Origin of the sequence: Amycolatopsis sp. NPDC021455, from assembly GCF_040640995.1 — a bacterium.
Taxonomy (GTDB): Bacteria; Actinomycetota; Actinomycetes; order Mycobacteriales; family Pseudonocardiaceae; genus Amycolatopsis.
Genome location: NZ_JBFACT010000043.1, coordinates 1 through 20506, shown reverse-complemented (window position 1 = coordinate 20506; position 20506 = coordinate 1). Strand labels below are relative to the sequence as shown.

The window sequence follows — 20506 nt, the reverse complement described above, 5'->3', positions numbered from 1 at the left end:
GGGTCCTCTTGATTTACCGCAAGTCCCGGTCTCTCGCCCGCGTCAACGGGCCGCTTTGTGGGACCTGCCACGCGGAAGCAGTAACGGCACGCCCGTCCGGCGCAACGCGCTGACCCGACCGGGGTCAGCAGCGCTCGAGCAGGTCCTGTTCGCGCACCACCGGCAGCGACAGCGTGCGGTAGCCGACGTCGTCGAAGAGCACGGTGAGCTTGTCCTCCTCGACGGTCATGACCACGCCGCGGCCCCACTCGGCGTGCCGGACCACGCTCTCCGCGCGGAATTCCCCCGCGTGCGGCGGTTCCGCGGCCGCCGTGCCGGCTTCGCAGGTGTCGCAGTGCCCGCACGGCGCACCGAGCTCCTCGCCGAAGTAGCCAAGCAGGTACCGGCGGCGGCAGTCCGTGGTCTCCGCGTAGGCGCGGATCATCTCCACCCGCGAGCGGACCAGCTCGGCCGCGCGGTCCGCCGCCTCGAGTGCCCGCCCGACGACGGCGCCGGGGTCGGCGCCGGTCAGCGCGAACCGGCCGTCCGGTCCGGTCAGCACGTCGCCGCACCGCTCGAGCAGGCCGAGGGCGCGGGTCCGCCGCGCGGGCGGGCCGGGCACCGCCTCGGCGAGCTGCCGCCGGTTCAGCGGGCCGCCCCGCAGTGCCTCGACGACCGCGTGCAGCTCCGCCTCCGGCGGCGCCGACCGGGTCAGGAACCGTTGCCGCGCCAGGTCTTCCGGCCGGTAGCAGAGCAACACCTCGGCGGGCTCGCCGTCCCGGCCCGCGCGGCCGATCTGCTGGTAGTAGGTGTCGACGGAGTCCGGGACCGACGCGTGCACCACGAACCGCACGTCCGGTTTGTCGATGCCCATGCCGAACGCGGACGTCGCCACGACGACGTCGGTCTCGCCCGCGGCGAACAGCCGGTGCACGCGATCACGCTCGGCTGCCTTCATCCCGCCGTGGTAGGCGAAGGCGCGGACACCGCGGGCCGCCAGCTCCGCGGCGTAGTCCTCGGCCTCGCGGCGGCTCGCGGTGTAGACCAGCCCGCTGCCGGACAGGGCGATGACCCGGTCCACGACGGCCGCGCGCTTCTCGCCGTCGCCGGTGAACCTGGCCACCGCCAGGTGCAGGTTCGGCCGGTCGAAGCTCGCGATCACCCGCACCGGGTCCCGCAGGCCCAGCGCGGCGACGATGTCGTCGCGGACCGGTGCCGCCGCGGTGGCGGTCAGGGCCAGCACCGGCGGCCGTCCGAGCCGCTCGGCGACCGGGGCCAGGCGCAGGTAGTCGGGCCGGAAGTCGTGCCCCCACGCCGAAACGCAGTGCGCCTCGTCGACGGCGAACAGCGAAACGCCCGCCTCGGCCAGCCCGGTGACGACCTCGTCCTTCGCGAGCTGTTCCGGCGACAGGAAGATGTACTCCGCCGAGCCCCGCCGGATCGCCTCCCACACGCTTTCCCGGTCCGCGGCGGACTGCCTCGAGTCGAGCGCCACGGCGTCCGGGACGGCCGCGGCGTCCAGGCCCTCGATCTGGTCGCGCTGCAGCGCCAGCAGCGGCGACACGATCACCGCCGGGCCCGGCAGCACCAGCGCGGGCACCTGGTAGATCGCCGACTTGCCGGCCCCGGTGGGCAGCACCACCAGCACGTCCCGCCCGCCGGCCGCCGCGCTCATCGCCTCGGCCTGCTCGGCGGACAGCTCGGCCCAGCCGAACCGCTCCGCGGCCAGCCGGCGCAGCTCGGCCACCTTCCCGTCGTCGCTCATGGCGGCAGGGCTACCCCGCACGGCGCCCGGCAACCACCGACCCGAACGAGCGGTTTACCCGCCGCCCGGTGCGGGGTAGCCAGCCGGTGGATCCGAGGAGGCGCCGGTGGTGTTCAGCGAAGTCGTCGTCGCCGGGCAGATCGCCCGCGACCTGGTGATCGAGGTCCCGGACGCGCCCGATGCCGACTCCTCGGCGCCGGTCCGGCACCGGCAGGAGCTGCTCGGCGGGAAGGGCGCCAACCAGGCCGTGGCGCTGGGCCAGCTCGGCGTGTCGGTGTCCCTGGTCGGCGTCGTCGGCCGGGACCGCACCGGCGACGCGCTGCTGGCACAGGCCCGCGGCGACCGGATCGGCACCTCGCACGTGGTCCGCCGCACCGGCGCCGAGACCGCGCTGCTCGTCGACGTCGTCGACGACCAGGGCCGTCGCCGCTACCTCGAGCACGTCCCGGCGGAGACGCTGCTCACCGAGACCGACGTCTTCGCCGCGTCCGCCCCGATTTCGGCCGCGGCGTCGGTGATCGTGCAGCTGCAGCAGCCGGCCCCGGCGGCCCTGCTGGCGGCCCGGCTGGCGCACACGGCCGGCACCCGCGTGGTGCTGGACGGGGCACCGCAGGACGACGCGCTCGCCGGGGACCTGCTCGCCCTCGCCGACGTCGTGCGTGCCGACGGCCACGAAACCGAGCTCCTCACCGGGCAGCCGGTGGACGACGTCGCGTCGGCCGCCCGGGCCGCCGCGGAACTGCGGCGCCGCGGGCCGTCGCTGGCCGTGCTGGAAGTGTCGGGGCAGGGGAATCTCTTCGCCGGGCCGGAAGGCACGTGGTTCGTGCCGCACGTCGAGACGCGGGTCGTCGACCCGACCGGCGCGGGGGACGCGCTGGTGGCGACCCTGACCGCGGCGCTCACCCGCCGTCGCCCGCTGGAAACGGCGGCGAGCCTGGCGGTGGCGGCCGCCGCGTCGGTCACCGAGCACGCCGGTGGCCGCCCGCACCTGTCCCGCGCGGAGCTCGACCGGCTCCAGCCCCGCCGGCTGGAAACCGTCGACGCCTGAGGCCTACAGGCCGGGCAGCTTCTGCTCGAGCCCCAGCAGGGCCGCGAACGGGTCGCCGCGGGTCGCCAGCCGGTCCGGGACGTCGCGGATCGTCCACCGGTCCGGGGCCAGTTCCGGGTCGTCCAGCTCGTCCCATTCCAGCGGCACCGACACCGGCGCGCCGGCCCGGGGACGGACGCTGTAGGGCGCGACCAGGGTCTTGTTGAGCACGTTCTGCGTGTAGTCGAGCCGGGCGCGGCCGCGGCGTTTGTCCTTGGTCCAGGCCCAGCTGACCAGCTCCGGCAGGACGCGCCCGATCGTCTTGGACACCGTCTCCGCCCACGTGCGGGTCTGCTCGAAGGTGCAGTGCGGCGCGATCGGCACCCACACCTGGATCCCGCGCTGACCGGTCACCTTGGGCCGCCCGGTCAGGCCGAAGTGTTCCAGGGCGGTGCGGTGCAGCCGCGCCAGCTGCAGCACCTCGTCGAACGTCGTCTCGGGCCCCGGGTCGATGTCGAACAGCACCCACGTCGGGTGGTCGACGTCGGCGGCGCGGGAGGTCCAGGCGTGCAGCTCCAGCGCGCCGTAGTTCGCCAGCCACGCCAACGTGGCGACGCTGTCGGCCACGACGTACCGCTGGGTCTCCCCCGGATCGGCACGCTCGTTGCGCCACGTCGTCAGCCAGTCCGGGGCGTGCCGCGGGACCTCCTTCTGCCAGAAACCCGGCTCGGTGACGCCCTGGGGGAACCGGTGCGTGTTGAGGGGACGGCCGGCCAGGTACGGCAGCATGGCCGGCCCGACGGTGACGTAGTAGCGGATCAGGTCCCGCTTCGTGACGGGCTCACCGCCGTCCGCCGGGAAGAGCACCTTGTCCAGGTTGGTCAGGGCCAGCTCCCGGCCCGCGACCGACCACCGCCCCTTGGCGCCGAGCGCGGCCAGCGCGGCCAGCTCGTCTTCGGACGCCGCCGGGAACCCCACGGTCTCTTCGGCGTCGGCGGCCGGCCGGTCGCCGTGCCACAGCGCCGTCGGCGCGGCCGCGACCTCGTCGTTCGTGCGGCCGCTCTTCACCGAGCGCGGGTGCTCCTCGGCGTCCCAGCCGGCCCGGGCGTGTTCGTCGTCCTTGTGCAGCAGGAACCACTGCTCCTTGTCCCCGCCGTCGCGGCGGGTGCGGACCAGGACGAACCGCCCGGCCAGCTTCTCGCCGTCGAGGTCGAAGTGCAGGGTCCCGTCCTCGATCGCCCGCGCCGGATCGGCGTCGACCGGCTGCCAGACGCCGCGGTCCCAGACGATGACGTCCCCGCCGCCGTACTCGCCGCGCGGGATGACACCCTCGAAGTCGGCGTACTCGATCGGGTGATCTTCGACGTGCACGGCCAGCCGCCGGGCCTTCGGGTCCAGCGTGGGCCCCTTCGGCACCGCCCAGCTGACCAGCACACCGCCGAGCTCCAGCCGGAAGTCGTAGTGCAGCCGGCGCGCCCGGTGCCGCTGCACCACGAACCGGTGGCCGTCCGGGCCGGCCGCGGTCCCGCCCGCCGGCTCGGCCGTGCGGCCGAAGTCGCGCATCTCCTGGTAGCGCCGCAGTTTGCGGGCCGAGCCTTCTGCCATGCGAAGGGAGTACCCAGTCAGTCCGGCGCCGACCAGGGCGGGTTCTTCTTCACCAGCTCCTCGTATTCGGCCACTTCCTGCGGGGTCGGGTCCGGCCCGGCCTCCTCCGCGAACTCCTCGGGGTCGACGGGCTCGCCGTCGTCCGGCTCGGTCATCGCCGGTCAGCTCCCCAGCGCGCCGCGGATGAGGTCGCGTGCCCGGTCCATGATCGCCGCCGGCGGGCCCAGCAGGAGGTTCGCCTTCGCGCTCTCCACGCCGGGGTGCGGCCGGGTCGGCGCCACCGCCTCGGCCACCTTGGCCGTCGCGGCCATGGCCCGCAGCCGCTCCGGCGGGCGGTGGGCCCGCAGGAGCGGGAACTCCTCGCGCTCTTCGTGCTCGGCGTGCGCGAGCACGTCGTCCCGCAGCTGCACGAGCAGGGTGTCGAACCCGTCGGCGTCGGGGCCCATCTTCTGCAGGGTGGTCAGCAGCTCCTTGGCCCGGTGCTCCTCGCCCAGCCGGGCCTCGACGACGGGCTCCGCCGCGGGCTCCAGGTCGCGGATCTCCGGGTGCACGACCATTTCCTCCGCGGTCTCGTGCACCGCCAGCAGCCGCACGAGGTCGTGGAACAGCTCCTGCCTCCGGTCGCCTTCCGCGGTGTCCAGCGCGGCGAACAGCTCGCGGATCTCCCGGTGCTGCCGCTGCAGCAGCTCGATGACGTCCTCGTCCTTCTCCGCCATGGAGAATCTCCTCCTCGATCGGTGGTCGTCGGAGGAGGCTTTCCCCGTCGCGGACGCGTTAGTCGTCCCGGTTCGCCACTGTGAGCCACAGCGCCCCCGCGCCCGCCAGCGCGAGGCCCGCCACCGTCCACCACGACCACCAGGTGAAGAACGCGACGACCAGCCCGACGGCGAGCAGCACACCGCCGCCCACCGAAGCGGTGTCCTCGTTCGTGGCCCGCGGAATCCCCCGGATGACGGCCATCAGCTCGCCCTTCCGTCGACCGCGGCCACCACCAGCGCCGCGCAGCGGGCCACCGGGAGGCCTCTCTCCTGCGCCATCGAAACCAGGGCGGCGTGCGCGGCCGGGCGGCTCAGGCCTTGGGCCGCAAGGACTTTCAGCGCCAGGCCGACGACGTCGGTGGCGGGCGGCGGTGCGGTTCGCGCGGGCATCGGAAGACCTCCGGCTCGGTCGGCGGCGGAACGAACGCGACCGGATACCCCGCTTCCCCGGGTTTCACACCACCTCGTTCCCGGCGAGCCACACCGCGGTGTCCGGCGGCACCCGGCCGCCGTCGAGCGGCCCGCTCGCCAGCAGCACCCGCGCGCCGTCCGGCAGCTCGCACGGCTCGGCCGCCAGGTTCACCACGCACCCGAACCCCGGTTCGCGGGTGAAGGACAGGACGCCGTCCGGCGCGGGCGTCCACGTCATCGTCCCGTCCCCCAGCGCCGGGTGCTCCCGCCGCGTGGCGAGGGCGGTCCGGGTCAGGCAGAGCATCGAGTCCGGATCGGCCGCCTGGGCCTGCGCGGTCATCGGCCGCCACCGGGCCGGTTGCGGCAGCCACGTGCGCGCGTCGCCGCCGGTGAACCCGAACGGCGGCTCGGTCCCCGACCACGGCAGCGGTACCCGGCAGCCGTCGCGGCCGCGCCGGGTGCGGCCGGACCGTTCCCACGTCGGGTCGGCGAGCACCGCCTCGGGCAGGTCTTCCACCTCCTCCAGGCCCAGTTCCTCGCCCTGGTACAGGTAGGCGCCACCGGGCAGGGCGAGCATCAGCAGCAGCGCGGCCCGCGCCCGCCGCCTGCCCAGGGCGAGGTCACCGGCGAACCGCGTCACGGGCCGGACGACGTCGTGGTTGGACAGCACCCACGTCGCGGGCGCGCCGACCGCCTCCAGTGCCTCGAGGGTCGAGTCGATCACCCCGCGCAGCGCGCCGGCATCCCAGGCACAGCGCAGGAAGTCGAAGTTGAACGCGGTGTGCAGCTCGTCCGGGCGGACGTACCGCGCGAGGCGATCGGGCCGGTCGACCCACGCCTCGGCGACGAACACCCGGTCCGGGCCGAACTCGCCGGCGACGGCCCGCCACGAGCGGTAGACGTCGTGCACGCCGTCGCGGTCCCAGTGCGGGTGCCGGCTGCGGTCCGGCGGCCGGACGATCCCCTCGTCGTCGACGCCGAGGTCGGGGAACGCCGGGTCCTTGAGCAGGCCGTGGGCGACGTCGATGCGGACGCCGTCGACCCCGCGGGCGAACCAGAACCGCAGCAGGTCCTCGAATTCGGCGCGGACCCCGGGATGGTCCCAGTTCAGGTCCGGCTGTTCCGGGGCGAACAGGTGCAGGTACCACTCGCCGTCGCCCGCCCGGGTCCAGGCGGGCCCGCCGAAGACGCTGCGCCAGTCGGTCGGCGGCCGTTCGCCGTCCGGGCCGCGGCCGGGCCGGAAGTGGTAGCGCGCGCGTTCCGGCGAGCCGGGCCCGGCGGCCAGCGCGGCCCGGAACCACGGGTGCCGGTCGGAGGTGTGGTTCGGCACGACGTCGATCAGCACCCGCAGCCCGAGCCGGTGCGCTTCGGCGATCAGCGCGAGCGCGTCGGCGTCGGTGCCGAACAGCGGATCGGCGGACCGGTGGTCCTCGACGTCGTAGCCCCCGTCGACCATCGGCGAGCGGTACCACGGCGTGGTCCACACGGCGTCGACGCCGAGCTCGGCCAGATAGCCGAGCCGGGAGCGCAGGCCGGCGAGATCTCCGGTGCCGTCGCCGTCCGCGTCGGCGAAGCTGCGTACGTAAACCTCGTAGACCACGGCGTCGCGCCACCAGTTCGCGGAATCCATGACACCCGAGTATCTACGCTCAGGGCGTGACCGACACGTGGGAATGGGACCCGTCCCTCTATTCGGGCAGCGCGGAGTACTACGCACGCGGCCGGGCGGCATACCCGCCCGGGCTGGCGACCGCGTTCGCCGCCGAGCTCGGGCTGGACGGCTCGGGACGCCTGCTCGACGTCGGCTGCGGACCCGGGTCGCTGACCCTGCCGCTGGCGGGGTTCTTCGAGGAGGCGGTCGGGCTCGACGCCGACGCGGACATGCTCGGCGAAGCGAGCCGCCGGGCGGCGGGGATCCCGAACTGCCGGTGGGTGCACCGGCGCGCGGAGGAGCTGCCCGCCGGGCTCGGCCGGTTCCGGCTGATCACCTTCGCCCAGTCGTTCCACTGGTTCGACCAGGCCCGCGTCGCCACGGCGGTGCGCGGAATGGTGGCGCCCGGCGGGTTCTGCGCCCACGTGCACGCGACGACGCACGAAGGCGTCGACGGATCCGTCCCGCACGACGAAATCGCCGAGCTGGTGCGGGAGTACCTGGGCCCGGTGCGCCGCGCCGGACGGAGTTCCGCCCCGCGGTGGACGCCCGGCGCCGAAACGGCGAGCTACCGCGCGGCGGGCTTCCGGGGCCCACGGCGCTTCGAGGTCCCGGGGTGGGTGATCGGCCGCACCGCCGACGAGGTCGTCGCCGCGGTCTTCTCGCTGTCCAGCTCGACGCCGTCCCAGTTCGGCGACCGCCGCGCGGAGTTCGAGAGCGACCTCCGGCGGCTGCTGCACCGGGCGAGCCCGGACGGGACGTTCACCGAGCGGCTGCGCGAGATCGCCGTCGACCTCTGGCGGCCGTGACGCTCGTGTTCACCACGGATTGTTCTCGAACTCGTCGACCTCCTCGGCCGCGCGGTGACGCCGGGCGTGCCGGGGCGACTCGCCCCGGGCCGGGCGTGCTTCGCCGCCGCTGGGGAACTCCACGGGGTCGTCGAAGGCCGACGGCGGCTCGGCGTGCGTCCGGTCGGTGCTCCAGCCGGACTTGGTCTTGCGCTGCGCGAGTTCGCGGCGGTGCATGACGTAGCGTTCGGCCGCCTGGACCTGCTTGGTCATGTACTCGTGCGACCGGGCCTTGATCTCCTCGCCCTGGTGTTCCCGCAGGGCACGGCGATCGGCCTGTTCGCGGACGAGGCCGTCCAGCTCCGCCTTGATCCCGGCGATGTCGGTCATGCGTCCTCCTACCGGGTCCGGGTGGGTGCCGGGTCTTCGTCGTCGTTCAGGGAGCCGATGATCCGGCGGCCGGGCTCGCCGAGGTTGTCGAACACCGCGCCTTCGATCCGGTAGGCCGGGGACCGGCGTTCGGTGTCTCCCCCGCCGCCACCGTGCGCGCCCCCGCCCATGGCGCCCATGCCCGGCATCCCGGACATCGGCTGGCCGCTCGGACCGGTGGTCGCGCCGGTGGGCGCGAACGCGGCCGCCGGCTGCGGCTGGGCGAGTCCGACCCCGGTGTGGGCGCCGCCGGACGTCGGCGCGTCCCCGAGCCCGGCACCGGACGGGTCGAACCCGACTGCCGTGGGGGCGCCGGGCGAACCGCCGCCGAACGCGGCCGCGCCGAACCCGCTCGCGCCGGATCCGCCGTGGTGCGACCCGCCACTGCCTCCGCCGGGCGAACCCTCGCCGCCACCGTGCGAACCCTCGCCGCCGCTGTGGCGTCCCGTGCTCTCGCCGCTGTGCGATCCGGAATCGCCGCCGTCGTGCGAGCCCTCCGTGCCGAGGTCCTCGAGGGTGCCGCGGTGGGTGGGCAGGTCGTCGTCGCGCTTCCCGGGCGTGTCGCCGAGGACGTCCGACGGCTTGTCGTCCTCGCCGAGGGTGTAGGTCGTCGGGGTGCCGGTGCCGTCGTCGACGGTCACGACCGTCGGGCCGTTCGGACCGTCCGGCCGTTCGGCGGTGATCTTCAGGTCCCCGTCTTCGATGTGGATCTTGCCGTCGGGCCCGGGGTGGTGGACGTCGTCCGTCCCTTGTGGACCGTCGGCGGACCAGTCGAGCTTGAAGTCCTTCGGGTCGCCGGGCCCGTCGCCGACCTTGATGTCCATCTTGCCGTCGTGGCCGGGCTCGGTCATCTCGAAGGTCTTGTCGCCCTGCTTGACCTTGAGCGTGTCGGGTTCGTCGCCGTCCTCGCCGAGCAGGCCGTCGGGCTTCCCGTCCTTGTCGCCGTCGAGGCCCTGAAGTGCCTCCTCGGCCTTCTTCTTGGCGTCCTCGGCGGCGTGCTCCGCGGCCTGCTTGCCGTCGTCGGTGCCGGTGTCGCCGAGCCCCTCGCCGGATTCGGTCTTGATCGGGTCGCCGTCGAGCGACGCCAACGCGTCCGCCGCCTTCTGCTTCGCCGCCTCCGCCGCCGCTTCCTGGTCACCCGAGCCGCCGGAACCGGCACCCCCGGACGACGGCGCGTCACCGAGTCCCGCCCCCGCACCGGACGGGGTGTCCACGTCCGGGATCGACGGCATCGAGCCGCCGCCGGAACTCGAGCCGCCACCCGCACCCGCGCCCGACTCGGTCTGGATCGGGGGACCGTCGAGCGACTTCAACGCGTCCGCGGCCTTCTGCTTCGCGGCTTCGGCCTCCTCCGCGGCCTTCTGTTTCGCCGCTTCGGCCTCCGCGGCTTCCTGACCGCCACCCGGTGAGCCGCCCGAAGAACCGCCCGAGGCTCCCGCCCCGGATGAAGTGTCCACATCCGGAATCGGCGGCGGCGTACCACCGGAACCCGAACCGCCACCGGAACCCGAACCGCCACCCGCGCCGGAACCGCCCGCCGATCCCGCCCCCGACGGCGTGTCCACATCCGGAATCGGCGGCGGCGTACCACCGGAACCCGAGCCACCACCCGCACCCGAACCGGGAATCCCGGCACCGGAACCCCCGGTTCCCGGACCTCCGGTCCCGGAACCACCGCCCGCACCCGAACCGCCCTCGGCACCCGGACCCGAGCCGGCACCGGTGCCCGGACCACCGGGCGCACCCGCACCCGCACCACCGCCCGCACCACCGGCACCCGGGCCGCCGGGCGAACCCGCACCCGGCCCGCCGCCGGCACCACCGGTACCCGCGCCGCCCGTGCCCGGGCCACCCGGCAGCGTCACGCCCTCGAACTCGTTGCGCACCGAGCCCATGACCTTGTCGAGCGCGTCGTAGGCCTGGTCGACGAGGTCCTTCGTGTCCTTGCAGGTCTTCGCGAACCCCTGGTACAGCCGGTCCCACATGTCGGGGTTGAACTGGTTCTGCACCCACTGCTTGGCCAGGTCCCGGCCGGCTTTCTCGATCTCGTCGCCGTCGCAGCAGCCTTGGTCGTTGAGGGTCTTGACCAGGTTCGTGCCGAAGTTGAGGTCCATCCAGCCCGCGATCTGGGCCAGGTCCTCCTTGCTGCCGTGCTCGCCGTTGGCGACGGCGACGACCTTCTGCGCCATCGTGTAGTCGGCCTTGCCGACCAGGTCGGTGTACATGCCGATGACCGCGTCGGCCTTGCCCTTGCAGAGCTCGAACACCGTGGTCGCGGTGTGCAGCGTCGCTTCGCCCACGTTGCCGAGCGTCTGCGACAGCTTCGCCGCCTTCGGCTGGATCTTCTCGTTGTAGGTGTCGGACGCCGCGTCGGCACCGGCGCCGCTCCAGGTCCGGAAAAGGCTGCCCAGCTGGGATCCGGTGTCCTGGACCGTCCGGTCCACGGTCTCCGATCCGCGCTTGAAGTGCGCGGCGTCGTCGACGAAGTCCTTGAAGCTGATGCCGCGCTGCTCGTCGAACGGCTGGCGGATGTCCTTGTCGAGGTCGAGCGCGCGGGTGTTGCCGCGGCAGTCGGCCGGGATCTTCGCCAGCAGCGACCCGAACGTCTCGAACAGCTTCAACGCGGGCGCGGCGGCGTCGAAGATCTCGTCGGACGTCTTGGTCCCGGTGCTGCCTTCCGCCGACGGCGGCTGCGTGCCGTCGAGCTTGGCCTTGCCCTCGTCGACGGCCTTCTTTTCCTGGTCCTCGTTGTAGCTGTTCTGGTCCCCGCTCTTCTTGGCCTTGTCGTAGGCCTCGTCGACGGACTGGCCGGCGAACAGCGGGTTGGCGTTGAAGGCGCGCGCGTACTTGTCGGCTTCCTGCCGCTTCTGCTTGATGTCGTCCGGTTCCTGGTCGGCCAGGAACGGCGGCGGTGGCGGGTTTTCCCGCAGCCAGCTGCTGATCAGCGCGCTCTTCTGCCCGGCGGGGACGCTCGGGTCGTCCAGGATCGCCTTGACGTCGGACCACTTCTTCTTCTCGGCCATCAGAGCGAGCCCCCGGCGTTCGTGATCGCGCCGACCTGGTCGTCTTCGTTGGCGCCGTAGCTCTTCCCGGCGGTGCCGACGTTCGAGCCGAACGAACCCAGCGTGCTGCTGTACGCGGAGACCGCGGCCCACAGCGCTTTCGCGCCCGTGGCGTACTTTTCCCCGTGCGCGGTGTGCGCCCGGCCGAACTTCTCGGCCGTCACCTGGGAGTTCTGCAGGTCCGGGTTGTCGTCCAGCAGGTGCTCCGCCAGGTCGCCGATGGTCTTGGCCGCCGTCGACAACGCTTCCGTCGTCGCGGTGTACCCCCCGCTGCTCATCTCAGCGCCTCTCCTCGGATCCGCCGGTTCCCAGTGCGTCCGCGAGCACATCGGCCACGGATGCCACGTCGGTGAACCGATCGAGCTCGTCCAGGTCGATCGTCACGCGGAAGTAGATCTCCAGTGCCGCCAGCAGGCGGATCCGGCCCTTCGAGTCGATGCCCAGCTCTTCCAGGGTGGCGTCGGGCCCGACGAGGGCCGGGTCGAGCCGGAAGGTCTCGCTGACGACCTTCGTGACCTCGGCACGGTGATCACCCACGGGCGCCACCATAACGTGCCTTGGCGGCCGACCGGGCGACCTTGCCGCTCGAAGTGCGCGGAAGTCCGCCGGAAGGGACCAGATGTACCGCACGCAGCGTGAGGTCGTGTTCCCGCGACACCGCGCGCAGCACCGCCCGCGTGACGTCCTTGGTGTCGGCGTCGGCTCCGCGCGCCCATTCGGCCACCACCACCGCGCCCTCGCCGCGTTCGTCGGCGACCCCGAACGCGGCCACGCGGTCGCGGCGGACCGCGGGGTGGGCCTCCCCGGCCGCGGCTTCGATGTCCTGCGGGTGGAAGTTGCGGCCGTCGATGACGATGAGGTCCTTGAGCCGCCCGGTGACGTAGAGGTCGCCGCGGTGCACGACGCCGAGGTCACCGGTGCGCAGCCACCCGCCGAGGCCGTCGAGCGTGGCGCCGAACGCGCCGGCGTCGCCGCGGCCCCAGTAGCCGGTCGCGACGTTCGGGCCGTGCACCCAGATCTCGCCGGCCAGGCCCTCGGGCTGTTCCCGCCCGTCGTGGACGATCCGCACGAGCTGCCCGACGGGACGGCCCACCGAAACGAGTTCCTGCCCGCCCGCCACTTCGACCGCGCGGCCCTGCGCGAGGGCGTCGCGGTCGAACACCGCACTGCGCGGACCTTCCGGCCCCGCGCTCGCGACGTACACGGTGGCTTCGGCGAGGCCGTAGGACGGCCGGTGGGCCTCGCGCCGGAACCCGTACGGGCCGAAGACTTCCTGGAAGCGCTCGACCGTCCGCGGCCGGACGGGCTCGCTGCCGTTGAGCGCGACCCGCACGTCCGAGAGGTCGAGGTCGCCGTCACCGGGGCCGGCGTCGGCCGCCAGGTCGTAGGCGAAGTTCGGGGCGGCGGTGAACACCGCGGGGTGGTCCGCCAGCTGCCGCAGCCACCGGTGCGGCCGGTGCACGAACTCGGCCGGGGCCATGAACACCGACCGCGCGCCGGCGAAGACCGGCAGGCACAGCAGCTGGATCAGGCCCATGTCGTGGAAGAACGGGATCCAGCCCGCGCAGGTCGTGCCCTCGTCGACGGCGTAGGCGCGGCTGCCCTGCCAGCAGGCCGCGACGATCGCCCGGTGCGGGACCACCGCGCCGGCCGGTTCGCGGGTCGAGCCCGACGTGTACTGGAGGTAGGCCGGGCTTTCCGGCGACACCGGCACCGGGTCCACGCCCGGGCCGGTCAGCTCCTCGACCACCAGCGGGTCGCCGAACTCGCGGACGCGCGCCGCCGCGGCCGACGACGTCAGCCACACGCGCGCGCCCGAGTCGGCGAGGACGCCGGTGAGCCGCTCGGCCTGCGCGGCGTTCGCGGGCGCCATCAACGGGACCGCGACGAGGCCGGCGGCCAGCGCGCCGAAGAAGGCCAGCGGATACGCCAGTTCCTGGCCCGCGAGGATCGCGATCCGCTCCCCCGGCTCCGCGATCCGGCGGAGGCTGCCCGCCACGACCCGGACGCGGGCGGCGAACCCGGCCCACGTCACCGTGTGCTCGGCGCCGCGGCTGTGGTCCTGGTGGGTGAACAGCGGACGCTCGTCGTCCTCGCGTGCGAACAGCCGCTCCACGATCGAGGCGCGCAGCACCTCCTCGGGCACGGTCACGGGCGGACGAGGCACGGTGGCAACCTACCGGCCCGCCCGGGAACCGTTCGCCCGGTGCGCGAAACCGGGTGCACCCCGGGCAGCACCAGCGGTACGGTCGGGCACCATGGCCGCACCGGAAGCGCTGGTCTCCGCCCTCGCGGACGCCGATCGCCTGCACCTGTTCGCCCGCATCTGCGCCGCGCCCGCCGGGCTCCCGGCCGCCGATGTCCCGGCCAAGCTCGCGAAACGGCTGGTCGACGCGGGACTCGTCACTCTGGACGACGACCACTACCGGGCCGTGCCCGAGGTGTTCCGCGACGCGCTCGCCAAAGCGCCGGTGGACCCGCTCGACGCGTTGTTCAGCCGCGGCAGGCTCGTCACGATCCCGCACTCGGGCAAGCGGCGGCAGCTGCTGCTCGCCCACCTCGCCGAGCGGTTCGAGCCCGGCCGGCTCTACACCGAGCAGGACGTCCGGGAGAAGCTGTCGATGGTCCACGACGACCACGCGACGCTGCGCCGCTACCTCGTCGACGAAGGCCTGCTGCAGCGCAGCAACGACGGCGGCGCCTACGGCCGTCCGTCGGAAGCCCGCGCCGCCGGCTGAGCCGGGAGGTCGAACGCCGCCAGCACGGCGGGATCGGCGAAGACGACGTTGTGCGCGACCCGCGACCCCGTCACGGTGAACACCTGGAGGGTGTGCAACCGGTGCACCCCGGCGTCGTCGCGGCAGTACGCCACCAGCGCGGGCTGGCCGTTGGCCGCCGTGCGCGTCATCCGCCAGCCGGGGCCGCGCAGGGCGAAGAGGCGCTCCAGGAACCGGCCGTAGCCGTCCCGGCCGCGGAACCACAGCGGCACCGGCGGCATCTCCATCACGACGTCGTCGGTCAGCAGCTCGACCAGGCCCGCGACGTCGGCCCGTTCGAACGCCCGCACGTACCGGTCCAGGACCGCTTCCACCGCGGTGTCGTCCGGTTCGGCCACTTCGTCCGCCGACAGGCCGCCGAGGCCGGCGCGGGCGCGCTGCAGGGCGCTGTTGACGGCCGCGGGTGTCGTGTCGAGGAATCCGGCCACCTCCGCCGCGCTGAACTCGAGGACGTCGCGCAGGATCAGCACCGCGCGCTGCTTCGGCGGCAGCGTCTGCATCGCCGCCAGCAACGCCAGCCGCAGGGTGCCGCGGCGGGCCAGGCGCAGGCCGGGGTCGTCCAGCCGGGCGTCCGGGAACGGCTGCAGCCAGGGGATTTCGAACGACGGCGTCAGCGGCGCGCCCGGGTCGCCCGCCGGGCCGCCGAGCCCGGACGGCAACGGCCGCCGCGCCCGCCCTTCCAGCGCCGTCAGGCACGCGTTGGTCGCGATCCGGTACAGCCAGGTGCGCACCGAGGCGCGGGCCGGGTCGTAGCCCGCCCACGCCTTCCAGGCCCGCACCAGGGTCTCCTGCACCAGGTCCTCGGCCTCGTGCACCGAGCCCAGCATGCGGTAGCAGTGCGCCAGCAGCTCACGCCGGTGCGGCTCGGTGCGCGCGGCGAAGTCCTGCATCGTTCTCCCTCCGGCCGTCCCGATGGTTGTACCGGCGCCGCGGCCGGGATTCATCGGCGGGGAGAGAACTCCTAGTGGTCGCCGAAGTCCTCCGGCCGCAGCTCGTCGAGCTCGGCGCGGAACCGGGCGACCTCGGCGTCGGCGTCCAGCACGTCGGCGGCCGGCCCTTCGGCTTCCTGCTCGACCTCGAGCTGCACGGACGCGACGTCGAGCACCTCTTCGGCGACGCTGATCGGCGCGCCCTGGCGCAGGCCGAGCGCGACCGCGTCGCTGGGGCGGGCCGACACGCGGGTGCCGGAGGCGAGGACGAGCTCGGCGTAGAAGATCCCGTCCCGCACCTCGGTCAGCTCGACCGCGGCGAGGCCCTGGCCGAACGCCGCGAGCACGTCGCCGAGCAGCTCGATCGTGCCCGGACGCGGCTGCGTGATCTGCTCCCGCGCCCGGACGAGGGCCTCGGCTTCGCCGTACCCGATCATGATCGCCAGCCAGCGGCGGGCGCCCTCGGGCTCGCGAAGGAGCATCAACGGTGCCTCACCCGGCACCGGAACGGCCATGCCCACGACCTCGATCGGGATCACGCTGACCACCGCACCCTCCGTGTCGAGACTCCTCCGCGCGCGAAGTACCCAGAACGGCCCGGCCGTAACCTGTGGGTTCTCCCCGGCTGCCCGATGCTCCGGGATTCCTGGCCCCGCCGGGCGCGCCGCTGTCACCATCACGACGTGAAGCCGACGATTTCCCGCAGCATCGACGTGCCGGCCGAGCCCGCCGCGGTGTGGTCGTGGGTCACCGACCTGCCGCGGATGGGCGAGCTGAGCCCGGAGAACGTCGGCGGCCGCTGGCTGGACGGCACCGGCCCGGCGCTCGGCGCGCGGTTCCGCGGCCGCAACCGCAACGGCGAGCTGAACTGGTGGACAAGGGTGCGGGTGGTCGCGTTCGAACCGGACCGCCGGTTCGCCTTCGACGTGCGGACGCCGTTCGGATCGCGGGTTTCGCGGTGGGAGTACGTGCTGGCACCGAGCGCGGCCGGCTGCCTGGTCACCGAGAACTGGTACCGGATCGGCAGCTGGGTGGTCCGGAAGTTCATGGGCCCGCGCGTGACCGGCCGCGCCGACCGGCCCGGCTACAACGCCCGGTCGATCGAACACACCCTGGCGGCACTCAAGGCCCGCGCGGAGGCGTGAGCTGGTCAGTCTCTTGTTGAGACGCTCATTTCCAGCTAGGTTGCTTTTTCGAACCTAGGAGGATCATGACCGACACCGCGCCGAAGCCGGGGCTCGTGCTGCTGGTCGTCTCGACGGCCGCGTTCCTCGCGAGCCTCGACACGTTCATCGTCACGATCGCCTTCCCCGGCATCCGGGCCGCGTTCCCCGGCGACGGCCTCGCCACGCTGTCGTGGGTGCTCAACGGCTACACGGTGCTGTTCGCCGCCTGCCTCGCCCCGGCCGGGCGGCTGGCCGACCGGTACGGCCGCAAGCGGCTGTTCCTGCTCGGGGTCGCCCTCTTCACGGTCGCTTCGGCGCTCTGCGCGGCCGCCCCGGACATCGGCGTGCTGATCGCCTTCCGCGCGCTGCAGGCGGTCGGTGCCGCGCTCGTCATGCCGACGTCACTGGCGCTGCTGCTGACGGCGTTCCCGCCACACCGGCGGCCACTGGCCGTCGGCGTCTGGGCGTCGGTGGGCGCGGCGGCCGCGGCGCTCGGGCCGCCCGTCGGCGGCCTGCTCGTCGAAGCCTCCTGGCGCTGGGTGTTCCTGGTGAACCTGCCGGTCTGCGCGGTGACGCTGCTGGCCGGTCCGCGGGTGCTGCGCGAGTCGCGGGACACCACCACCGGCGTCCCGGACCTGCTCGGCGCCGCCGGGCTGCTGATCGGCGTGGGTTCTCTGGCCTACGCGCTGGTGGAGGCGCCCGACCACGGCTGGGGCGCCGTCGAAGTCCTGCCGGCGTTCGCGGTCGCCGTGGTCGCGCTGGCGTGGGTGCCGCTGCGCTCGGCGAGGCACGCGGTGCCGGTGCTGGACCTGCCCGCGCTGCGCGTCCCGACGCTGTGGCTGGCCTGCCTGACCACCGGCGTCTTCGCGGCCGGCTTCGCGGCGATGCTGTTCGGCAACGTGCTGTTCCTGACCTCGATCTGGCACGATCCGATCCTCGTCGCCGGGCTGTCCCTGGCGCCGGGACCGCTGATGGTGGTGCCGGTGTCGATCCTCGGCGGCCGGTTCGCGCACCGCGTCGGCCCGGGCCCGCTGGTCGCCCTCGGCGGCGTCTCGTTCGGGGCGGGCGTGCTGATCTGGTTGCTGCGCATGGGGTCCACACCCGACTACGCCGGGGCGATGCTGCCCGGGCAGCTGCTGACCGGCATCGGCGTCGGGCTGATCCTGCCGAGCCTGTCGGGCGTGGTCGGCACGGTCCTGCCGGCGGCGCGCTGGGGAGCGGGATCGTCGATGGTCAACACGATGCGGCAGATCGGGGCGGTCCTGGGCACGGCGGTGCTGGTCGCGGTCTTCGCGGGGACGCCCGACCTGGCCGGCTTCCGGCGCGGCTGGCTCGTCGTCCTCGCCACCGCGGTGGCCACGTTCGCGGGCGGCCTGCTGATCGCGGCGCGCCGCCGCACGGACCACTACGTCGAGCCCCAGGCCCGGTCCAGTACCGCGAGCCCGGCGCCGATGTTGTCCGAGGCGATCGAGCCGTAGCCGAGGACCAGGCCCGGCCGCGGGAAGCCGCCGCAGAGGTCGGACAGCGTCTGGACCGCCGCGCCGGCGGCCGCCGCACGGGTGGCGACCGGCTCCAGGTCGACGTCCTCCTCCGCGAGTGCGCACAGGTGCAGGCCCGCCGCCGAGGGCACCAGCCGCAGCCGGCCCGCGAAGGCGCATTCCAGCGTCGCCGTGATCCGCTCGTGGCGGTCCGCGTACACCTTCGTCGCGCGGCGGAGGTGACGGGCGAACAGGCCTTCGTCGACGAACCGGGCGAGTGCGGCCTGAGCGGGCAGATCGCCGTGCCAGTCGGAGAGCTGCCGCGCGTGGCGCAAGGCGTCCCGCAGCGACGGCGGCGCGACCAGGAAACCCAGGCGCAGCATGGGAAGCAGCGTCTTGGAGAACGACCCGACGTAGGCGACCCGCCCGGCGCGGTCCAGGCTCTGCAACGGTTCCAGGGGACGGTCGGAGAACCGGAACTCGCTGTCGTAGTCGTCCTCGACGACGACCGCGTCCACGCGTCCGGCCCACTCCAGCAGCGCCGTGCGCCGCGCGAGGGACATCGGCGTGCCGAGCGGGAACTGGTGCGACGGCGTGACGTACACCAGCTTCGTCCGCGCGGGCAGCGAAGCGACGTCGAGGCCTTCGCCGTCCACCGGGACTTCGACGACTTCGGCGCCGTGCGAAGCGAACAGCAGCTTCGCCAGCCGGTACCCCGGCTCCTCGACGGCCACCCGGTCGCCGGGCTCGAGGAGCACCCGGCACAACAGGTCCAGGGCCTGCTGCGCGCCTTGGGTGACGAGCACGTCGTCCGCCTCCGCGCGCACCGAACGGGAGACGCCGACGTGCCGGGCGATCGCCGCGCGCAGGCCCGGGTGCCCGCCCGGGTCGGCGTAGTGGGCGAACCCGGCGGCGTCCCGCAGCTCCCGCGCGAGCAGGCGCCGCCAGGTTTCCAGCGGGAACAGCGCGGCGTCGGGGATGCCGACGCGGAAGTCGTACACCGGCGCGCGAGCCGCGGCGGCGACCGGGGGCGGCAGCGAGCGCCACACGGCTTTCGGCCGTGGCCCCGCCGCCGACGCGGTCTTGCGGGGCTTCGGCGCGGGAAGCTCGGCGGAGACGTACGTCCCGGCGCCGACGCGTCCGGTCAGGAAGCCGTCCGCGGTCAGGCGGTCGTAGGCGACCGCGACGGTGTTGCGCGAAACGGCCAGCCGCCGAGCCAGCTCCCGCGTCGGCGGCAGCCGCTCGCCCGCGCGCAGCCGGCCGTCCAGCACGGCGTCGCGCAACTGCCGGTAGATCCGGAGGCTGAGGTCGCCACGCCCGGCCAGGCTGACGTGGAAGTCCATCCCGGGACTCTACATTGGCCCAATACGACTGGTCGGAATTGGATCTGGGACAGGGCCAAGTTCCGTCCTAACGTCCTCGGTATGACGGTGACTCTCGAACGCCCGGCGACCCGGCACCCCGGCCGGCTGCTCGCCGCCGCCCAGCTGGCGGGCTCGCTCGGCGACGGCGCGTTCCTGACGTGTTCGGTGCTGTTCTTCACGCGGATCGCCGGGCTGACGCCGGCGCAGGTCGGGCTCGGCCTCACGCTCGGCTGGGCGGTCGGCTCGGTCGCCGGGGTGCCGCTGGGCCACCTCGCCGACCGCCACGGCGCCCGCGGTTCGGCGGTGCTGCTGGCCTTGGCGACCGGCGCGTCGATCCTGGCCTTCCTCCTGGTCCGGTCGCCGCCGCTGTTCGTCCTGGCGGCGTGCATCTACGGCAGCTGCCAGACCGGGCTGGCGGCCGCGCGCCAGGCCCTGCTGGCCGCGCTCGCCGACCCGGAGCGGCGGACGCGGGTCAGGGCGCACCTGCAGTCCGCGGGCAACGCGGGTCTCGCCGTCGGCGCCGGACTGGGCGGCCTGGCACTGGCGGCCGACACGGCACCGGCGTACCTGACGGTCTTCGCGCTCGACGCGGCGAGCTTCGTGGTGACGGCGGCGCTGCTGTCTGCGCTTCCGGCAGTCCCGGCCTCCTCGGCGGCGGCCGGCGAGCCGAAACTGGCGGTGCTGCGCGACCGGCCGTACGCACTGGTGACGCTGCTCAACGCGATCCTGTTGCTGCGCATGCCGTTGCTGAGCGTGGCGATTCCCTTGTGGATAGTCGAGCGGACGGCCGCGCCGGGCTGGACGGTGTCGGCGTTGTTCGTGCTGAACACGGTCGTGGTGGTACTGGTCCAGGTCCGCGTAGCGGGCCGGCTGGCGAGCCTCGGCGCGGCGGCGCGGATGGTCCGCCGCTCGGGGGTGCTGTTGCTCGCGTCCTGTGTGGCTTTCGCGCTTTCGGCGTCCGGCACTTCGCCGTGGACGGCTTTCGGGGTGCTCGTCGTGGGTGCGCTGGTGCAGGTGCTGGGCGAGATGCTGCAGTCGGCGGGCTCGTGGGAGATCGGCTTCGCCCTCGCGCCCGCGGACAAGCAGGGCCAGTACCAGGGCTTTTTCGGAACGGGGACATCGGTGGCCCGCGCGATCGGGCCGGTGCTGCTGAGCACGGTGGTGATCGGCTGGGGCCTACCGGGCTGGCTGCTCATGGGCGCGGTCTTCGCGGTCGCCGGCTGGGCGATGGGGCCCGCGGTCCGCTGGGCCGCCGCCACCCGCTGACCCGGCCCGTCCCGCCCAGCCCGGCCCGGCTCTCAAGCGCCCCAATGTGGC

Annotated in this window: 21 protein-coding genes; 6 read left to right on the top strand and 15 right to left on the bottom strand. The window is 73.9% G+C overall.

All coding sequences use genetic code 11. The features are described 5' to 3' along the window. Positions 1-124: 124 nt before the first annotated feature. Positions 125-1744 carry a RecQ family ATP-dependent DNA helicase gene (locus tag AB0G28_RS33690; RefSeq protein WP_361098481.1) on the bottom strand — a complete coding sequence of 540 codons (1620 nt, stop codon included), beginning with the start codon at positions 1742-1744 and terminating at the stop codon, positions 125-127. Between the two features lie 106 nt (positions 1745-1850). On the opposite strand from AB0G28_RS33690, the gene AB0G28_RS33685 reads away from it, so the two are divergent. Beyond that, on the top strand, positions 1851-2792 hold the full coding sequence (locus tag AB0G28_RS33685) for a PfkB family carbohydrate kinase (protein WP_361098478.1): 942 nt from the start codon (positions 1851-1853) through the stop codon (positions 2790-2792). Positions 2793-2795: 3 nt separating this feature from the next. On the opposite strand, the gene ligD is transcribed toward AB0G28_RS33685, so the two are convergent. The 6 genes from ligD to AB0G28_RS33655 all read right to left on the bottom strand — a co-directional run bounded on the left by ligD (position 2796) and on the right by AB0G28_RS33655 (position 7175). Then, positions 2796-4376, bottom strand: coding sequence for a non-homologous end-joining DNA ligase (gene ligD / locus AB0G28_RS33680; RefSeq protein ID WP_361098474.1), 1581 nt, complete (start codon positions 4374-4376; stop codon positions 2796-2798). Between the two features lie 17 nt (positions 4377-4393). After that, the gene (locus AB0G28_RS33675) at positions 4394-4531 is read right to left on the bottom strand and encodes a hypothetical protein (protein WP_361098471.1); all 138 of its coding nucleotides are present in this window, start codon (positions 4529-4531) and stop codon (positions 4394-4396) included. A gap of 6 nt (positions 4532-4537) precedes the next feature. Then, positions 4538-5092, bottom strand: a complete 555-nt coding sequence (locus AB0G28_RS33670; protein ID WP_361098468.1) for a hemerythrin domain-containing protein — start codon at positions 5090-5092, stop codon at positions 4538-4540. 58 nt (positions 5093-5150) lie between these two features. Next, complete coding sequence (locus AB0G28_RS33665; protein WP_361098465.1) at positions 5151-5336, bottom strand: hypothetical protein; 186 nt, start codon at positions 5334-5336, stop codon at positions 5151-5153. Then, positions 5336-5524, bottom strand: coding sequence for a hypothetical protein (locus AB0G28_RS33660; RefSeq protein WP_361098462.1), 189 nt, complete (start codon positions 5522-5524; stop codon positions 5336-5338). The genes AB0G28_RS33665 and AB0G28_RS33660 overlap by 1 nt, the downstream gene beginning before the upstream one ends. 64 nt (positions 5525-5588) lie before the next feature. Then, positions 5589-7175 (bottom strand): glycoside hydrolase family 13 protein, encoded by a 1587-nt coding sequence (locus AB0G28_RS33655; RefSeq protein ID WP_361098459.1) that lies wholly within the window; start codon positions 7173-7175, stop codon positions 5589-5591. Between the two features lie 26 nt (positions 7176-7201). On the opposite strand from AB0G28_RS33655, the gene AB0G28_RS33650 reads away from it, so the two are divergent. Continuing rightward, positions 7202-8005, top strand: a complete 804-nt coding sequence (locus tag AB0G28_RS33650) for a class I SAM-dependent methyltransferase (protein WP_361098455.1) — start codon at positions 7202-7204, stop codon at positions 8003-8005. 9 nt (positions 8006-8014) lie between these two features. On the opposite strand, the gene AB0G28_RS33645 is transcribed toward AB0G28_RS33650, so the two are convergent. From AB0G28_RS33645 to AB0G28_RS33625, 5 genes are read right to left on the bottom strand one after another with little or no spacing between them, the layout of a single operon-like run. Further along, positions 8015-8374, bottom strand: a complete 360-nt coding sequence (locus tag AB0G28_RS33645) for a hypothetical protein (protein WP_361098452.1) — start codon at positions 8372-8374, stop codon at positions 8015-8017. Positions 8375-8382: 8 nt separating this feature from the next. Then, the gene (locus tag AB0G28_RS33640) at positions 8383-11436 is read right to left on the bottom strand and encodes a WXG100 family type VII secretion target (protein WP_361098449.1); all 3054 of its coding nucleotides are present in this window, start codon (positions 11434-11436) and stop codon (positions 8383-8385) included. After that, positions 11436-11753 carry a hypothetical protein gene (locus AB0G28_RS33635; protein ID WP_361098446.1) on the bottom strand — a complete coding sequence of 106 codons (318 nt, stop codon included), beginning with the start codon at positions 11751-11753 and terminating at the stop codon, positions 11436-11438. The genes AB0G28_RS33640 and AB0G28_RS33635 overlap by 1 nt, the downstream gene beginning before the upstream one ends. Before the next feature lies 1 nt (position 11754). Then, the gene (locus tag AB0G28_RS33630) at positions 11755-12012 is read right to left on the bottom strand and encodes an acyl carrier protein (protein WP_361098443.1); all 258 of its coding nucleotides are present in this window, start codon (positions 12010-12012) and stop codon (positions 11755-11757) included. Beyond that, positions 12005-13642, bottom strand: a complete 1638-nt coding sequence (locus AB0G28_RS33625; RefSeq protein WP_361098440.1) for a fatty acyl-AMP ligase — start codon at positions 13640-13642, stop codon at positions 12005-12007. The genes AB0G28_RS33630 and AB0G28_RS33625 overlap by 8 nt, the downstream gene beginning before the upstream one ends. 91 nt (positions 13643-13733) lie before the next feature. Between AB0G28_RS33625 and AB0G28_RS33620 the strand changes: the two genes are divergently transcribed. Beyond that, complete coding sequence (locus AB0G28_RS33620) at positions 13734-14213, top strand: DUF2087 domain-containing protein (RefSeq protein WP_361098437.1); 480 nt, start codon at positions 13734-13736, stop codon at positions 14211-14213. Here AB0G28_RS33620 and AB0G28_RS33615 read toward each other — a convergent pair. Both AB0G28_RS33615 and AB0G28_RS33610 read right to left on the bottom strand, forming a co-directional pair. Continuing rightward, complete coding sequence (locus AB0G28_RS33615; RefSeq protein WP_361098434.1) at positions 14177-15142, bottom strand: sigma-70 family RNA polymerase sigma factor; 966 nt, start codon at positions 15140-15142, stop codon at positions 14177-14179. The two genes, AB0G28_RS33620 and AB0G28_RS33615, sit on opposite strands and share 37 nt — an antisense overlap. A gap of 71 nt (positions 15143-15213) precedes the next feature. Beyond that, entirely contained in the window at positions 15214-15729 is a 516-nt protein-coding gene (locus tag AB0G28_RS33610) for a bifunctional nuclease family protein (protein WP_361098431.1), read from the bottom strand. Positions 15730-15864: 135 nt separating this feature from the next. Between AB0G28_RS33610 and AB0G28_RS33605 the strand changes: the two genes are divergently transcribed. Both AB0G28_RS33605 and AB0G28_RS33600 read left to right on the top strand, forming a co-directional pair. Beyond that, positions 15865-16326: an SRPBCC family protein gene (locus AB0G28_RS33605; RefSeq protein WP_361098428.1), complete on the top strand. Its 462-nt coding sequence runs from the start codon at positions 15865-15867 to the stop codon at positions 16324-16326. 65 nt (positions 16327-16391) lie between these two features. Then, entirely contained in the window at positions 16392-17825 is a 1434-nt protein-coding gene (locus AB0G28_RS33600; RefSeq protein WP_361098425.1) for an MFS transporter, read from the top strand. On the opposite strand, the gene AB0G28_RS33595 is transcribed toward AB0G28_RS33600, so the two are convergent. Further along, positions 17753-19168, bottom strand: coding sequence for a PLP-dependent aminotransferase family protein (locus AB0G28_RS33595; protein WP_361098421.1), 1416 nt, complete (start codon positions 19166-19168; stop codon positions 17753-17755). The genes AB0G28_RS33600 and AB0G28_RS33595 overlap by 73 nt on opposite strands. Positions 19169-19249: 81 nt before the next feature. Here AB0G28_RS33595 and AB0G28_RS33590 point away from each other — a divergent pair, with 81 nt between their 5' ends. Beyond that, positions 19250-20455, top strand: coding sequence for an MFS transporter (locus AB0G28_RS33590; RefSeq protein WP_361098418.1), 1206 nt, complete (start codon positions 19250-19252; stop codon positions 20453-20455). Positions 20456-20506: the final 51 nt, after the last annotated feature.

Bases quoted from the DNA above. Each gene is read 5' to 3' on its own strand.
- AB0G28_RS33690 (WP_361098481.1), bottom strand. From the start codon at position 1,744: ATGAGCGACGACGGGAAGGTGGCCGAGCTGCGCCGGCTGGCCGCGGAG.
- ligD (WP_361098474.1), bottom strand. From the start codon at position 4,376: ATGGCAGAAGGCTCGGCCCGCAAACTGCGGCGCTACCAGGAGATGCGC.
- AB0G28_RS33675 (WP_361098471.1), bottom strand. From the start codon at position 4,531: ATGACCGAGCCGGACGACGGCGAGCCCGTCGACCCCGAGGAGTTCGCG.
- AB0G28_RS33670 (WP_361098468.1), bottom strand. From the start codon at position 5,092: ATGGCGGAGAAGGACGAGGACGTCATCGAGCTGCTGCAGCGGCAGCAC.
- AB0G28_RS33665 (WP_361098465.1), bottom strand. From the start codon at position 5,336: ATGGCCGTCATCCGGGGGATTCCGCGGGCCACGAACGAGGACACCGCT.
- AB0G28_RS33660 (WP_361098462.1), bottom strand. From the start codon at position 5,524: ATGCCCGCGCGAACCGCACCGCCGCCCGCCACCGACGTCGTCGGCCTG.
- AB0G28_RS33655 (WP_361098459.1), bottom strand. From the start codon at position 7,175: ATGGATTCCGCGAACTGGTGGCGCGACGCCGTGGTCTACGAGGTTTAC.
- AB0G28_RS33645 (WP_361098452.1), bottom strand. From the start codon at position 8,374: ATGACCGACATCGCCGGGATCAAGGCGGAGCTGGACGGCCTCGTCCGC.
- AB0G28_RS33640 (WP_361098449.1), bottom strand. From the start codon at position 11,436: ATGGCCGAGAAGAAGAAGTGGTCCGACGTCAAGGCGATCCTGGACGAC.
- AB0G28_RS33635 (WP_361098446.1), bottom strand. From the start codon at position 11,753: ATGAGCAGCGGGGGGTACACCGCGACGACGGAAGCGTTGTCGACGGCG.
- AB0G28_RS33620 (WP_361098437.1), top strand. From the start codon at position 13,734: ATGGCCGCACCGGAAGCGCTGGTCTCCGCCCTCGCGGACGCCGATCGC.
- AB0G28_RS33615 (WP_361098434.1), bottom strand. From the start codon at position 15,142: ATGCAGGACTTCGCCGCGCGCACCGAGCCGCACCGGCGTGAGCTGCTG.
- AB0G28_RS33600 (WP_361098425.1), top strand. From the start codon at position 16,392: ATGACCGACACCGCGCCGAAGCCGGGGCTCGTGCTGCTGGTCGTCTCG.
- AB0G28_RS33595 (WP_361098421.1), bottom strand. From the start codon at position 19,168: ATGGACTTCCACGTCAGCCTGGCCGGGCGTGGCGACCTCAGCCTCCGG.
- AB0G28_RS33590 (WP_361098418.1), top strand. From the start codon at position 19,250: ATGACGGTGACTCTCGAACGCCCGGCGACCCGGCACCCCGGCCGGCTG.